The organism is Pseudomonas sp. HLG18, assembly GCF_051903985.1.
GTDB lineage: Bacteria > Pseudomonadota > Gammaproteobacteria > Pseudomonadales > Pseudomonadaceae > Aquipseudomonas > Aquipseudomonas fluorescens_BT.
This window is the reverse complement of sequence record NZ_CP195831.1, coordinates 4,466,708-4,482,072: the sequence shown is the minus strand read 5'-3', so window position 1 is coordinate 4,482,072 and position 15,365 is coordinate 4,466,708. Positions and strand designations below refer to the sequence as shown.

Sequence of the window (15,365 nt, the reverse complement as noted above, 5' to 3'; positions counted from 1 at the left end):
GGCGGGGGCTATCCAAGACCGTAGGCGACGCAAGTCTTAAACCTCAAGCCTACGCAGATGGTGCTCCCGGTTCCTTACCGAATCAGACACCAAAACGACATTCGGTTTCGATCGAATGAAACGGTAACAAGCAGGAGTTAAACCCGTGGCAATTAATCTCGAAGACAAGAAGGCCATCGTCGCTGAAGTCAACGAGGCTGCCAAAGTCGCTCTGTCCGCTGTCGTGGTTGATGCCCGTGGCGTAACAGTAGGCGCAATGACCGGACTCCGTAAAGAGGCTCGTGAAGCTGGCGTTTACGTACGTGTTGTACGTAACACCCTGCTCAAGCGCGCTGTTGCTGACACTCAATACAGTGTCCTCAATGACGTGTTCACCGGCCCGACCCTGATTGCATTCTCCAACGAACACCCGGGCGCTGCTGCTCGTCTGTTCAAGGAATTTGCCAAGGGTCAGGACAAGTTCGAGATCAAGGCAGCTTCGTTCGAGGGCAAGTTCCTCGCAGCGAATGAGATCGACGTGCTGGCAAGCCTGCCAACTCGCGACGAAGCTATTGCGAAACTGATGAGCGTGATTCAAGGCGCTACCAGCAAGCTGGCTCGTACTCTGGCGGCAATTCGCGATCAGAAAGAAGCAGCTGCAGCCTGAGGCTGAGCGTTTCCACTCTCGCGTATTTTTGTTTATTTCGACGGCCGTACAGGCTGTCCACCAAATCAGGAATTGAGTCATGTCTCTGACTAACGAACAAATCATCGAAGCAATCGGCCAGAAAACCGTTCTGGAAGTTGTTGAGCTGATCAAAGCAATGGAAGAAACCTTCGGCGTGACCGCTGCTGTTGCTGCTGCTGGTCCAGCTGCTGCTGCCGCTGTTGTTGAAGAGCAAACCGAGTTCAACGTTGTTCTGGTTGAAGCCGGCGAGAAGAAAGTAAACGTGATCAAGGCAGTTCGTGAGCTGACCGGTCTGGGCCTGAAAGAAGCCAAAGAGAAAGTCGACGGCGCTCCTCAGGTTGTAGCTGAAGGCGTTTCGAAAGAAGCTGCTGAAGACGCCAAGAAGAAGCTGGAAGAAGCAGGCGCTAAAGTCGAGCTGAAGTAAGCATCGACTTTGCTCCTCCAGCCCGAGCGTCAAGCGACAGGCTGATGGCTGGTGGCTCTTGCCACCGGCCTTTTTCCGTTATTGGCAGCCGACTGGGTCGGTGCTGATAAAGGCGCTGTAACCACCCGATGCGGTGGCGCAAACCATGGGGTTTGCACGATTTTCTGGCTGCTCCCGTCGGGAGGGGCCAAACAAGCAGGTGACCAAGCTGGGGAACGCTGATGGCTTACTCATATACTGAGAAAAAACGTATCCGCAAGGACTTTAGCAAGTTGCCGGACGTCATGGATGTGCCTTACCTCCTGGCCATCCAGCTGGATTCGTATCGTGAATTCTTGCAAGCGGGAGCGACTAAAGATCAGTTCCGCGACGTGGGCCTGCATGCGGCCTTCAAATCCGTTTTCCCGATCATCAGCTACTCCGGCAATGCTGCGCTGGAGTACGTCGGTTATCGCCTGGGCGAACCGGCATTTGATGTCAAAGAATGCGTATTGCGCGGTGTAACTTTCGCCGTACCTTTGCGGGTAAAAGTGCGCCTGATCATTTTCGACAAAGAATCGTCGAACAAAGCGATCAAGGACATCAAAGAGCAAGAAGTCTACATGGGTGAAATCCCATTGATGACTGAGAACGGTACCTTCGTAATCAACGGTACCGAGCGTGTGATCGTTTCCCAGTTGCACCGCTCCCCGGGCGTGTTCTTCGACCACGACCGTGGCAAGACGCACAGCTCCGGCAAACTGCTGTACTCCGCGCGCATCATTCCTTACCGCGGTTCGTGGCTGGACTTCGAATTCGACCCGAAAGACTGCGTATTCGTGCGTATCGACCGTCGTCGCAAGCTGCCGGCCTCGGTACTGCTGCGCGCGCTCGGTTATACCACCGAGGAAGTGCTGGACGCGTTCTACACCACCAACGTATTCCACGTGAAAGGCGAAGGCCTGAGCCTGGAGCTGGTGCCTCAGCGCCTGCGTGGTGAAGTTGCTGTTCTCGACATCCAGGACGACAAAGGCAAGGTGATTGTCGAGCAGGGTCGTCGTATTACTGCCCGCCACATCAACCAGCTGGAAAAAGCCGGGATCAAAGAGCTGGACGTGCCTCTGGATTACGTTCTGGGTCGTACCACCGCCAAGGCCATCGTGCACCCGGCTACCGGTGAGATCCTGGCAGAGTGCAACACCGAACTGAGCACTGAAGTTCTGGCGAAGGTCGCCAAGGCCGGTGTCGTTCGTATCGAAACTCTGTATACCAACGATATCGACTGCGGTCCGTTCATCTCCGACACACTGAAGATCGACTCCACCAGCAACCAATTGGAAGCGCTGGTCGAAATCTATCGCATGATGCGTCCGGGCGAGCCGCCAACCAAGGATGCTGCCGAGACCCTGTTCAACAACCTGTTCTTCAGCCCTGAGCGCTATGACCTGTCTGCGGTCGGTCGGATGAAGTTCAACCGTCGTATCGGTCGTACCGAGATCGAAGGTTCGGGCGTGTTGTGCAAGGAAGACATCGTCGCGGTACTGAAGACTCTGGTCGACATCCGTAACGGTAAAGGCATCGTCGATGACATCGACCACCTGGGTAACCGTCGTGTTCGCTGCGTAGGCGAAATGGCCGAGAACCAGTTCCGCGTTGGCCTGGTACGTGTTGAGCGTGCGGTCAAAGAGCGTCTGTCGATGGCAGAAAGCGAAGGCCTGATGCCGCAAGACCTGATCAACGCCAAGCCAGTGGCTGCGGCGGTGAAAGAGTTCTTCGGTTCCAGCCAGCTGTCGCAGTTCATGGACCAGAACAACCCGCTGTCCGAGATCACCCACAAGCGTCGTGTCTCCGCACTCGGCCCTGGCGGTCTGACTCGTGAGCGCGCAGGCTTCGAAGTCCGTGACGTACACCCGACTCACTACGGTCGTGTCTGCCCGATTGAAACGCCGGAAGGTCCGAACATCGGTCTGATCAACTCCCTCGCCGCTTATGCGCGTACCAACCAGTACGGCTTCCTTGAGAGCCCGTACCGTGTGGTGAAAGAGGGTGTGGTCACCGACGATATCGTGTTCCTGTCCGCTATTGAAGAAGCCGATCACGTGATCGCGCAGGCTTCGGCGACCATGAACGAGCAGAAAGTCCTGGTCGACGAACTGGTAGCTGTACGTCACCTGAACGAATTCACCGTCAAGGCGCCTGAAGAAGTCACCTTGATGGACGTTTCGCCGAAGCAGGTAGTTTCGGTTGCAGCGTCGTTGATTCCGTTCCTCGAGCACGACGACGCCAACCGTGCGTTGATGGGTTCGAACATGCAGCGTCAGGCTGTACCAACCCTGCGTGCCGACAAGCCGCTGGTAGGTACCGGCATGGAGCGTAACGTGGCTCGCGACTCCGGCGTTTGCGTCGTGGCTCGTCGTGGCGGCGTGATCGACTCCGTTGATGCCAGCCGTATCGTGGTTCGTGTTGCCGATGACGAAGTTGAAACCGGTGAGGCTGGTGTCGACATCTACAACCTGACCAAGTACACCCGCTCGAACCAGAACACCTGCATCAACCAGCGTCCGCTGGTGAGCAAAGGTGATCGCGTTCAGCGTAGTGACATCATGGCTGACGGCCCGTCCACCGACATGGGTGAGCTGGCTCTGGGTCAGAACATGCGCATCGCGTTCATGGCGTGGAACGGCTTCAACTTCGAAGACTCCATCTGCCTGTCCGAGCGTGTGGTTCAGGAAGACCGCTTTACCACGATCCACATCCAGGAACTGACCTGTGTGGCTCGTGACACCAAGCTTGGCCCAGAGGAAATCACTGCGGACATCCCGAACGTGGGTGAAGCTGCACTGAACAAGCTGGACGAAGCCGGTATCGTTTACGTAGGTGCCGAAGTTGGCGCAGGCGACATCCTGGTAGGCAAGGTCACTCCGAAAGGCGAGACCCAACTGACCCCGGAAGAAAAACTGCTGCGTGCGATCTTCGGTGAAAAAGCCAGCGACGTTAAAGACACTTCCCTGCGCGTACCTACCGGTACCAAAGGTACGGTCATCGACGTGCAGGTCTTCACTCGCGACGGCGTTGAGCGTGATGCTCGTGCACTGTCGATCGAGAAGTCCCAGCTGGACGAGATCCGCAAGGATCTGAACGAAGAGTTCCGCATCGTTGAAGGCGCGACCTTCGAACGTCTGCGTTCCGCTCTGGTAGGCCACAAGGCTGAAGGCGGCGCAGGTCTGAAGAAAGGTCAGGACATCACCGACGAAGTACTCGACGGTCTTGAGCATGGTCAGTGGTTCAAACTGCGCATGGCTGAAGATGCTCTGAACGAGCAGCTCGAGAAGGCTCAGGCCTATATCGTTGATCGTCGCCGTCTGCTGGACGACAAGTTCGAAGACAAGAAGCGCAAACTGCAGCAGGGCGATGACCTGGCTCCAGGCGTGCTGAAGATCGTCAAGGTTTACCTGGCAATCCGTCGTCGCATCCAGCCGGGCGACAAGATGGCCGGTCGTCACGGTAACAAGGGTGTGGTCTCTGTGATCATGCCGGTTGAAGACATGCCGCACGATGCCAATGGCACCCCGGTCGACGTGGTCCTCAACCCGCTGGGCGTACCTTCGCGTATGAACGTTGGTCAGATCCTTGAAACCCACCTGGGTCTCGCGGCCAAAGGTCTGGGCGAGAAGATCAACCGGATGGTCGAAGAGCAGCGCAAGGTCGCTGAACTGCGCACCTTCCTGGACGAGATCTACAACCAGATCGGCGGTCGTAACGAAGATCTGGACAGCTTCTCCGATCAGGAAATCCTCGATCTGGCGAAGAACCTGCGTGGCGGCGTTCCAATGGCCACTCCAGTGTTCGACGGTGCCAAGGAAAGCGAAATCAAGGCCATGCTGAAACTGGCGGACCTGCCAGAAAGCGGCCAGATGCAGCTGACCGACGGTCGTACCGGCAACAAGTTCGAGCGTCCAGTTACCGTTGGCTACATGTACATGCTGAAGCTGAACCACTTGGTAGACGACAAGATGCACGCGCGTTCTACCGGTTCGTACAGCCTGGTTACCCAGCAGCCGCTGGGTGGTAAGGCGCAGTTCGGTGGTCAGCGTTTCGGGGAGATGGAGGTCTGGGCACTGGAAGCATACGGTGCTGCTTACACTCTGCAAGAAATGCTCACAGTGAAGTCGGACGATGTGAACGGCCGGACCAAGATGTACAAAAACATCGTGGACGGCGATCACCGTATGGAGCCGGGCATGCCCGAGTCCTTCAACGTGTTGATCAAGGAAATTCGTTCCCTCGGCATCGATATCGATCTGGAAACCGAATAACACGTGACGCGATCGAGAGCGGGGCAGGATTGCCCGCTCTCTGCTCCGCCAGGAGGAAAGGCCTTGAAAGACCTACTGAATTTGCTGAAAAACCAGGGTCAAGTCGAAGAGTTCGACGCCATCCGTATCGGATTGGCCTCGCCTGAGATGATCCGCTCGTGGTCGTTCGGTGAAGTTAAAAAGCCGGAAACCATCAACTATCGTACGTTCAAGCCTGAGCGTGACGGTCTGTTCTGCGCCAAGATCTTTGGCCCGGTAAAGGATTACGAGTGCCTGTGCGGTAAGTACAAGCGCTTGAAGCACCGTGGTGTGATCTGCGAGAAGTGCGGCGTTGAAGTTGCACTGGCCAAGGTTCGTCGTGAGCGCATGGCGCACATCGAACTGGCTTCGCCGGTTGCCCACATCTGGTTCCTGAAATCGCTGCCGTCCCGTATCGGCCTGCTGATGGACATGACCCTGCGTGATATCGAACGCGTTCTCTACTTCGAGAGCTATGTCGTTATCGATCCGGGCATGACCACTCTTGAAAAAGGTCAGCTGCTGAACGACGAGCAGTACTTCGAAGCGCTGGAAGAGTTCGGTGACGATTTCGACGCCCGCATGGGTGCCGAAGCTGTCCGCGAACTGCTGCACGCTATCGACCTGGAACACGAGATTGGCCGTCTGCGTGAAGAAATTCCGCAAACCAACTCCGAAACCAAGATCAAGAAGCTGTCCAAGCGTCTGAAGTTGATGGAAGCCTTCCAGGGTTCCGGCAACTTGCCAGAGTGGATGGTACTGACCGTTCTGCCGGTTCTGCCGCCGGATCTGCGTCCACTGGTTCCGCTGGATGGCGGTCGTTTCGCGACTTCCGACCTCAACGATCTGTATCGTCGAGTGATCAACCGTAACAACCGTTTGAAGCGCCTGCTGGATCTGTCCGCTCCGGACATCATCGTGCGCAACGAAAAGCGCATGTTGCAGGAAGCTGTCGATGCACTGCTCGACAACGGTCGTCGTGGCCGCGCTATCACCGGTTCCAACAAGCGTCCTCTGAAATCCCTGGCTGACATGATCAAGGGTAAGCAAGGTCGTTTCCGTCAGAACCTGCTCGGTAAGCGTGTTGACTACTCCGGTCGTTCGGTAATTACCGTAGGTCCGACCCTGCGTCTGCATCAGTGCGGTCTGCCGAAGAAGATGGCTCTCGAGCTGTTCAAACCGTTCATTTTCGGCAAGCTGGAAATGCGTGGTCTGGCGACCACCATCAAAGCGGCCAAGAAAATGGTCGAGCGCGAGCTGCCGGAAGTTTGGGACGTTCTCGCTGAAGTGATTCGCGAACACCCGGTTCTTCTCAACCGTGCACCAACCCTTCACCGTCTGGGTATCCAGGCGTTTGAGCCGGTACTGATCGAAGGCAAGGCTATCCAGCTGCACCCTCTGGTCTGCGCCGCGTACAACGCCGACTTCGACGGCGACCAAATGGCCGTGCACGTACCGCTGACGCTGGAAGCCCAGCTCGAAGCACGTGCGTTGATGATGTCGACCAACAACATTCTGTCGCCAGCCAACGGTGAGCCAATCATCGTTCCGTCGCAGGACGTTGTATTGGGTCTGTACTACATGACTCGCGAAGCGATCAACGCCAAGGGCGAAGGTCGTGTGTTCGCGGATCTGCAGGAAGTTGACCGTGTGTTCCGTGCCGGCGAAGCCGCACTGCACGCCAAGGTCAAGGTTCGTATCAACGAAACCGTGAACGATCGTGACGGCAACAGCGTGAACAACACTCGTATCGTCGACACTACTGTCGGTCGTGCGCTGCTGTTCCAGGTTGTGCCAAAAGGTCTGTCGTTCGACGTCGTCAACCTGCCGATGAAGAAGAAGGCGATCTCCAAGCTGATCAACCAGTGCTACCGCGTGGTTGGTCTGAAAGAGACCGTGATCTTTGCCGACCAGTTGATGTACACCGGTTTTGCCTACTCGACCATTTCCGGCGTTTCCATCGGTGTTAACGACTTCGTAATCCCGGATGAAAAAGCCCGCATCATCGGTGCAGCCACCGACGAAGTGAAAGAGATCGAGAGCCAGTACGCCTCCGGCCTGGTAACCCAGGGCGAGAAGTACAACAAAGTGATCGACCTTTGGTCGAAAGCGAACGACGAAGTCTCCAAGGCGATGATGGCCAACCTCTCGAAAGAGAAAGTCATCGACCGTCACGGCGTCGAAGTCGATCAAGAATCGTTCAACTCGATGTACATGATGGCCGACTCGGGTGCGCGGGGTTCCGCAGCACAGATTCGTCAGCTGGCCGGTATGCGTGGTCTGATGGCCAAGCCGGACGGTTCCATCATTGAAACGCCGATTACTGCGAACTTCCGTGAAGGTCTGAGCGTACTCCAGTACTTCATCTCGACTCACGGTGCTCGTAAAGGTCTGGCGGATACCGCGTTGAAAACCGCGAACTCCGGTTACCTGACTCGTCGTCTGGTAGACGTGGCGCAGGATCTGGTCGTGACCGAGATCGATTGCGGCACCGAACACGGCCTGCTGATGACTCCGCACATTGAAGGCGGTGACGTTGTAGAGCCGTTGGGTGAGCGCGTATTGGGTCGTGTCATTGCCCGTGACGTATTCAAGCCGGGTACCGAGGACGTCATCGTTCCTGCAGGCACTCTGGTAGACGAGAAGTGGGTCGAGTTCATCGAGCTGAACAGCATCGACGAAGTGATCGTGCGTTCGCCGATCAGCTGTGAAACCCGCTACGGCATCTGCGCCAAGTGCTACGGCCGTGACCTGGCTCGTGGTCACCAGGTGAACATCGGTGAGTCGGTCGGCGTAATCGCTGCCCAGTCCATCGGTGAGCCGGGTACTCAGCTGACGATGCGTACGTTCCACATCGGTGGTGCGGCAAGCCGTACTTCCGCAGCCGACAGCGTTCAGGTGAAGAATGGCGGTACCGTCCGTTTGCACAACCTGAAGCACGTTGAGCGTGTGGATGGCAACCTGGTTGCCGTGTCCCGTTCCGGTGAGCTGGCGATTGCTGACGACTTCGGTCGTGAGCGCGAGCGTTACAAGCTGCCGTACGGTGCCGTGATTTCGGTTAAAGAAGGTGACAAGGTCGACGCTGGCGCCATCGTGGCGAAGTGGGATCCGCACACTCACCCGATCGTTACCGAAATGAAAGGTACCGTGACCTACGTGGGCATGGAAGAAGGCATCACGATCAAGCGTCAGACTGACGAATTGACCGGTATGACCAACATTGAAGTACTTGATCCGAAAGATCGTCCGGCTGCCGGCAAAGACATTCGTCCTGCCGTGAAGATGGTCGATGACAACGGCAAGGATCTGTTGCTGCCAGGCACTGACGTTATTGCTCAGTACTTCCTGCCAGCCAACGCCCTGGTCGGCGTTGCGGACGGTGCGAAGATTGCGATCGGTGATGTTATCGCTCGTATCCCGCAGGAAACTTCGAAGACTCGTGACATCACCGGTGGTCTGCCGCGTGTTGCTGACCTGTTCGAAGCCCGTCGTCCGAAAGAGGCGTCGATTCTGGCTGAAGTCAGCGGCACCATCGCGTTCGGTAAAGAGACCAAGGGCAAGCGCCGTCTGGTCATCACCCCGAACGACGGTAGCGATCCGTACGAAGAGCTGATTCCGAAGTGGCGTCACCTGAACGTGTTCGAAGGCGAACAGGTAAACCGCGGCGAAGTTATCTCCGACGGTCCGAGCGATCCGCACGACATCCTGCGTTTGTTGGGTGTTAGCGCGCTGGCCAAGTACATCGTGAACGAGATCCAGGACGTTTACCGTCTGCAAGGCGTGAAGATCAACGACAAGCACATCGAGACCATTCTGCGTCAGATGCTGCGTAAGGTTGAGATCTCCGAATCCGGCGATTCCAGCTTCATCAAGGGCGACCAGATGGAACTGACTCACGTGCTGGTAGAGAACGAGCGTCTGAACGCGGAAGACAAGTTTGTCGCCAAGTTCACCCGCGTTCTGCTGGGTATCACCAAGGCGTCATTGTCGACCGAATCGTTCATCTCGGCGGCTTCCTTCCAGGAAACCACCCGTGTACTGACCGAAGCGGCCGTAACCGGCAAGCGCGATTACCTGCGCGGCCTGAAGGAAAACGTGGTCGTGGGTCGTCTGATCCCGGCCGGTACCGGTCTGGCTTATCACAGCGAGCGCAAGCGTCGTCGTGATGCAGACAAACCGTTGCGCGTAAGCGCCAGTGAAGTGGAAGCTGCACTGACCGAAGCGCTGAACTCGAGCGGTAACTGAGTTCTGCGATAAGTGAGCTGAGGCCCTGATCGCGCCGTTCATCGAATCGAGACAATTTGTCGAGGTTCGACGAGCGGGGAGGTCGGGGCCTTGCCTTGACTGGGGGCAAGATCCTCTTTAGACTCTTGATCCCCTAAATTTGGCGGGAATCCGTTCCTGCCATTTTGCTTTTCTTGCAAGACAATAGCGTCGCAAGACAACAGTGGAGCTAGTAGATGGCAACTATCAACCAGCTGGTACGTCAGCCGCGTAAGCGTATCGTCGAGAAATCCGACGTACCTGCGCTGCAGAACTGCCCGCAACGTCGTGGCGTGTGCACCCGTGTGTACACCACTACGCCGAAAAAACCTAACTCGGCACTGCGTAAAGTATGCCGTGTGCGTCTGACCAACGGTTTCGAGGTTTCCTCGTACATCGGTGGTGAAGGCCACAACCTGCAAGAGCACAGCGTGGTACTGATCCGCGGCGGTCGTGTAAAAGACTTGCCAGGTGTTCGTTACCACACCGTTCGCGGCTCCTTGGATACTTCCGGCGTTAAAGGCCGTAACCAGGGTCGTTCGAAGTACGGTACCAAGCGTCCGAAGTAATCGGCCGTTTTGCAGATTTTCATTTTATTGAGTCGATAAGAGTAAGGTCGGGCGCGAATCCTCAAGGATCTGTCCCGAACTAACCTGAAGACCGTTTGAGGGCTTATCAATGCCAAGACGTCGCGTAGCAGCAAAGCGTGAGATTCTGGACGATCCGAAATACGGAAGCCAAATCCTCGCCAAATTCATGAACCACGTTATGGAAAGCGGCAAGAAAGCCGTTGCCGAGCGTATCGTTTATGGTGCCCTGGAAACCGTTGCGGCTCGCAAGACCGGCACCGATCCCCTGGAACTCTTCGAAAAAGCACTCGACGCCATCGCTCCGCTGGTCGAAGTGAAGTCGCGCCGCGTTGGCGGTGCTACTTACCAGGTTCCGGTCGAAGTTCGTCCGTCCCGTCGTAACGCTCTGGCAATGCGCTGGTTGGTAGACTTCGCCCGCAAGCGTGGCGAGAAGTCTATGGCTCTGCGCTTGGCTGGCGAGCTGCTGGATGCTGCTGAAGGTAAAGGTGCTGCTGTTAAGAAGCGTGAAGACGTGCACCGTATGGCCGAAGCTAACAAAGCTTTCTCGCACTACCGCTTCTAATTTTAGCTTCACTAATTTTGCGAGGGCTTTATGGCTCGTACTACTCCGATTAGTCGCTACCGTAACATCGGTATCGTCGCTCACGTGGATGCTGGTAAAACCACCACCACCGAGCGCGTCCTTTTTTACACTGGCAAAAGTCACAAAATGGGCGAGGTGCATGACGGCGCCGCGACCACAGACTGGATGGTTCAGGAGCAGGAGCGTGGTATTACCATTACTTCTGCTGCCATTACCGCCTTCTGGAAAGGTTCCGAGAAGCAGTACCCTCACGAGCATCGCTTCAACGTAATCGATACCCCGGGCCACGTAGACTTCACCATTGAAGTAGAGCGTTCCCTGCGCGTACTCGACGGCGCTGTCGTTGTGTTCTGCGGTACTTCGGGTGTTGAGCCTCAGTCGGAAACCGTATGGCGTCAGGCCAACAAATACGGCGTTCCACGTCTTGTTTACGTAAACAAGATGGACCGTGCTGGTGCCAACTTCCTGCGCGTGATCGGTCAGATCAAACAGCGTCTGGGTCACACTCCGGTGCCGATCCAGCTGGCTATCGGTTCGGAAGACAACTTCCAGGGCCAGATCGACCTGATCAACATGCAAGCTGTCTACTGGAACGACTCTGACAAGGGTATGGTTCCGGTTCGCAAGGAAATCCCTGCGGACATGCTCGAGCTGGCTACTGAGTGGCGCAGCAACATGGTTGAGGCTGCGGCCGAAGCCAGCGAAGAGCTGATGAACAAGTACCTGGAAGGTGAAGAACTGTCGATCGCCGAGATCAAGGCAGCTCTGCGTCAGCGTACTATCGCTGGCGAAATCGTTCTGGCTGTTTGCGGTTCTTCGTTCAAGAACAAGGGTGTTCCCCTGGTTCTCGACGCCGTTATCGACTTTCTGCCTGCTCCGACCGACATTCCTGCTATCAAGGGTTCCAACCCTGATAACGAGGAAGAAGAGATGGAGCGTCATGCAAGCGACGACGAGCCGTTCGCGGCCTTGGCGTTCAAGATCGCTACCGACCCATTCGTGGGTACCTTGACCTTCGTCCGCGTTTACTCGGGCGTGTTGAACTCCGGCGACGGCGTGATCAACTCGGTTAAAGGCAAGAAGGAGCGCGTGGGTCGTATGGTGCAAATGCACGCAAACGCCCGTGAAGAGATCAAGGAAGTGCGCGCTGGCGACATCGCGGCCCTGATCGGCATGAAGGACGTCACCACTGGTGAAACCCTCTGCAACGCTGACAAGCCAATCATCCTGGTTCGCATGGACTTCCCGGAGCCGGTTATTTCGGTTGCCGTAGAGCCTAAGACCAAGGATGACCAGGAGAAAATGGGTATCGCTCTGGGCAAGCTTGCTCAGGAAGACCCGTCTTTCCGCGTCAAAACTGATGAAGAGACTGGTCAAACGATCATCTCCGGCATGGGCGAGTTGCACCTGGACATCCTGGTTGACCGGATGCGCCGTGAGTTCAACGTCGAAGCCAACATCGGCAAGCCACAGGTTTCGTACCGTGAGCGCATCACGAAGAACTGCGAAATCGAAGGCAAGTTCGTTCGTCAGTCCGGCGGTCGTGGCCAGTTCGGTCACTGCTGGATTCGCTTTGCTCCTGCTGACGAAGGTCAGGAAGGTCTGCAATTCCTGAACGAAGTAGTGGGTGGTGTGGTTCCTAAGGAATACATCCCGGCTATCCAGAAGGGTATCGAAGAGCAGATGAAGAACGGCGTTGTTGCCGGCTATCCGCTGATCGGCCTGAAGGCTACCGTGTTCGATGGTTCTTACCACGACGTCGACTCCAACGAGATGGCGTTTAAAGTGGCTGCTTCCATGGCGACCAAGCAACTGGCCCAGAAGGGCGGTGGTGAGTTGCTCGAGCCGATCATGGCGGTAGAGGTTGTTACGCCTGAAGACTATATGGGTGATGTGATGGGCGACCTTAACCGTCGTCGCGGCATGATCCAGGGTATGGAAGACACAGTGTCCGGCAAGGTTATCCGTGCCGAGGTTCCACTGGGTGAGATGTTCGGTTATGCGACCGACGTTCGCTCCATGTCCCAGGGTCGCGCAAGCTACTCTATGGAATTCAAAAAATACGATACGGCTCCGTCGCACATCGTCGAATCCGTTACCAAAAAACAAGGCTGATTCAGCCCCTTTAGGCTAGGAGTTAATTGTCGTGGCTAAAGAAAAATTTGATCGTTCCCTACCGCACGTAAACGTTGGCACCATCGGCCACGTTGACCACGGTAAAACCACTCTGACCGCTGCTCTGACTCGCGTCTGCTCCGAAGTTTTCGGTTCGGCCGTAGTTGAATTCGACAAGATCGACAGCGCTCCAGAAGAAAAAGCTCGCGGTATCACCATCAACACCGCGCACGTTGAGTACAACTCGAACATTCGTCACTACGCTCACGTTGACTGCCCAGGTCACGCTGACTACGTGAAGAACATGATCACTGGTGCTGCCCAGATGGACGGCGCGATCCTGGTTTGCTCGGCCGCTGATGGTCCGATGCCACAAACCCGTGAGCACATCCTGCTGTCCCGTCAGGTAGGCGTTCCGTACATCGTGGTTTTCCTGAACAAGGCAGACCTGGTAGACGACGCTGAGCTGCTGGAACTGGTTGAGATGGAAGTTCGCGACCTGCTGTCCACCTACGACTTCCCAGGCGACGACACTCCGATCATCATCGGTTCGGCTCGTATGGCGCTGGAAGGCAAAGACGACAACGAAATGGGCACCACTGCTGTTAAGAAGCTGGTGGAAACTCTGGACAGCTACATCCCAGAGCCAGAGCGTGCTATCGACAAGCCTTTCCTGATGCCAATCGAAGACGTGTTCTCGATCTCGGGTCGCGGTACTGTTGTGACCGGTCGTATCGAGCGCGGTATCGTTCGCGTTCAAGACGCCCTGGAAATCGTTGGTCTGCGTGACACCACCACCACCACCTGCACCGGTGTTGAGATGTTCCGCAAGCTGCTGGACGAAGGTCGTGCTGGCGAGAACTGCGGCGTTCTGCTGCGTGGTACCAAGCGTGACGACGTTGAGCGTGGTCAGGTTCTGGTTAAGCCGGGTTCGGTTAAGCCGCACACCAAGTTCACCGCAGAAGTTTACGTTCTGAGCAAGGAAGAAGGCGGTCGTCACACTCCGTTCTTCAAAGGCTACCGTCCGCAGTTCTACTTCCGTACTACTGACGTGACCGGTAACTGCGAGCTGCCAGAAGGCGTTGAAATGGTAATGCCAGGTGACAACATTCAGATGACTGTTACCCTGATCAAAACCATCGCGATGGAAGACGGTCTGCGTTTCGCTATCCGTGAAGGCGGTCGTACCGTCGGCGCTGGCGTCGTAGCCAAAATCATCGAGTAATCTCTTTTTTGAGATAGCTTCGATGAGTTGAAAAAGCCCCCGCTTAGCGGGGGCTTTTTTATTGGGTTGACACCTATCTGGGGCGTCTATAGAATTGCGCCTCCTTTTAACGGGCGTATTGCGCCCGGTGGGAATAGCAGCCGGAGTCTGAAATCCAATGCAAAATCAGCAAATCCGTATCAGGTTGAAGGCTTTTGACCATCGCCTGATCGACCAATCAACCCAGGAAATCGTGGAAACCGCGAAACGTACTGGTGCTCAAGTGCGTGGTCCAATTCCACTGCCTACCCGTAAAGAGCGGTTCACCGTTCTGGTTTCCCCGCACGTCAACAAAGACGCGCGTGACCAGTACGAAATCCGCACTCATAAGCGCGTTCTGGACATCGTCCAGCCAACGGATAAAACCGTTGATGCACTTATGAAGCTTGATCTTGCGGCCGGTGTGGAAGTGCAGATCAGCCTCGGCTAAGACTCGGTCTTGGTCGTGTAACGCTCTGAAATGGGCGGCCATAGCGGGTGAAAGCCCCGTACACTCATGAGGTTTACAACATGACTATTGGTGTAGTCGGTCGTAAAGCGGGTATGACCCGTATTTTCACCGAAGAAGGTGTCTCCATTCCGGTCACGGTCATTGAGATCGAGCCGAATCGCGTCACCCAGTTCAAAACTGAAGAAACCGATGGCTATCGTGCAGTGCAAGTCACTGTCGGCGAGCGTCGTGCTTCCCGTGTAACAGCTGCTCAGGCTGGCCACTTCGCCAAGGCGAACGTTGCCGCTGGTCGTACCGTAATGGAATTCCGTCTTGAAGAAGGCGAGTACCAGGCCGGCGATCTGATCAACGCTGAAATCTTCGCTGCTGGTCAACTGGTTGATGTAACCGGTCAGTCCAAAGGTAAAGGCTTCCAGGGTACGATCAAGCGTTGGAACTTCCGCGGGCAAGATAACACCCACGGTAACTCCGTATCCCACCGCGTCCCAGGCTCTATCGGCCAGTGCCAGACTCCTGGTCGTGTATTCAAGGGCAAAAAAATGTCCGGTCATATGGGCGCTGAGCGCGTGACCGTGCAGTCCCTGGAAGTAGTGCGCGTGGACGCTGAACGCAATCTGTTGTTGGTCAAGGGTGCTGTTCCTGGCGCTACTGGCGGCAACCTGGTTGTACGTCCAGCAGCCAAGGCTCGCGGTTAA

General features: G+C 56.0%; 10 protein-coding genes. All 10 read left to right on the top strand.

Features of this window, described 5'->3' with window-relative positions; genetic code table 11:
• Window positions 1-145: 145 nt before the first annotated feature.
• The 10 genes from rplJ to rplC all read left to right on the top strand — a co-directional run bounded on the left by rplJ (window position 146) and on the right by rplC (window position 15,365).
• Window positions 146-646, top strand: a complete 501-nt coding sequence (rplJ, locus tag ACSPX5_RS20655) for a 50S ribosomal protein L10 (protein ID WP_169432136.1) — start codon at window positions 146-148, stop codon at window positions 644-646.
• A gap of 79 nt (window positions 647-725) precedes the next feature.
• Complete coding sequence (rplL, locus tag ACSPX5_RS20650) at window positions 726-1,091, top strand: 50S ribosomal protein L7/L12 (protein ID WP_007957596.1); 366 nt, start codon at window positions 726-728, stop codon at window positions 1,089-1,091.
• A gap of 221 nt (window positions 1,092-1,312) precedes the next feature.
• A complete protein-coding gene (gene rpoB, locus ACSPX5_RS20645) occupies window positions 1,313-5,386 on the top strand; it encodes a DNA-directed RNA polymerase subunit beta (protein WP_169432135.1) in 4,074 nt (1,357 codons plus the stop codon).
• A 63-nt stretch (window positions 5,387-5,449) separates the two neighbouring features.
• The gene (gene rpoC, locus ACSPX5_RS20640) at window positions 5,450-9,649 is read left to right on the top strand and encodes a DNA-directed RNA polymerase subunit beta' (RefSeq protein ID WP_169432134.1); all 4,200 of its coding nucleotides are present in this window, start codon (window positions 5,450-5,452) and stop codon (window positions 9,647-9,649) included.
• Between the two features lie 215 nt (window positions 9,650-9,864).
• Window positions 9,865-10,236, top strand: coding sequence for a 30S ribosomal protein S12 (rpsL, locus tag ACSPX5_RS20635; RefSeq protein WP_003186084.1), 372 nt, complete (start codon window positions 9,865-9,867; stop codon window positions 10,234-10,236).
• A 109-nt stretch (window positions 10,237-10,345) separates the two neighbouring features.
• Entirely contained in the window at window positions 10,346-10,819 is a 474-nt protein-coding gene (gene rpsG, locus ACSPX5_RS20630; RefSeq protein WP_007957592.1) for a 30S ribosomal protein S7, read from the top strand.
• Window positions 10,820-10,849: 30 nt separating this feature from the next.
• Window positions 10,850-12,955, top strand: coding sequence for an elongation factor G (gene fusA / locus ACSPX5_RS20625; RefSeq protein WP_085712351.1), 2,106 nt, complete (start codon window positions 10,850-10,852; stop codon window positions 12,953-12,955).
• 31 nt (window positions 12,956-12,986) lie between these two features.
• A complete protein-coding gene (gene tuf / locus ACSPX5_RS20620; protein WP_010220303.1) occupies window positions 12,987-14,180 on the top strand; it encodes an elongation factor Tu in 1,194 nt (397 codons plus the stop codon).
• Between the two features lie 157 nt (window positions 14,181-14,337).
• The gene (rpsJ, locus tag ACSPX5_RS20615; protein WP_003186070.1) at window positions 14,338-14,649 is read left to right on the top strand and encodes a 30S ribosomal protein S10; all 312 of its coding nucleotides are present in this window, start codon (window positions 14,338-14,340) and stop codon (window positions 14,647-14,649) included.
• Window positions 14,650-14,729: 80 nt separating this feature from the next.
• Window positions 14,730-15,365, top strand: coding sequence for a 50S ribosomal protein L3 (rplC, locus tag ACSPX5_RS20610; RefSeq protein ID WP_007955641.1), 636 nt, complete (start codon window positions 14,730-14,732; stop codon window positions 15,363-15,365).

Coding starts and splice junctions, on each gene's coding strand:
- rplC (WP_007955641.1), top strand. CDS start 14,730: ATGACTATTGGTGTAGTCGGTCGTAAAGCGGGTATGACCCGTATTTTC.
- rpoB (WP_169432135.1), top strand. CDS start 1,313: ATGGCTTACTCATATACTGAGAAAAAACGTATCCGCAAGGACTTTAGC.
- rpsL (WP_003186084.1), top strand. CDS start 9,865: ATGGCAACTATCAACCAGCTGGTACGTCAGCCGCGTAAGCGTATCGTC.
- rpsJ (WP_003186070.1), top strand. CDS start 14,338: ATGCAAAATCAGCAAATCCGTATCAGGTTGAAGGCTTTTGACCATCGC.
- fusA (WP_085712351.1), top strand. CDS start 10,850: ATGGCTCGTACTACTCCGATTAGTCGCTACCGTAACATCGGTATCGTC.
- rpsG (WP_007957592.1), top strand. CDS start 10,346: ATGCCAAGACGTCGCGTAGCAGCAAAGCGTGAGATTCTGGACGATCCG.
- rplL (WP_007957596.1), top strand. CDS start 726: ATGTCTCTGACTAACGAACAAATCATCGAAGCAATCGGCCAGAAAACC.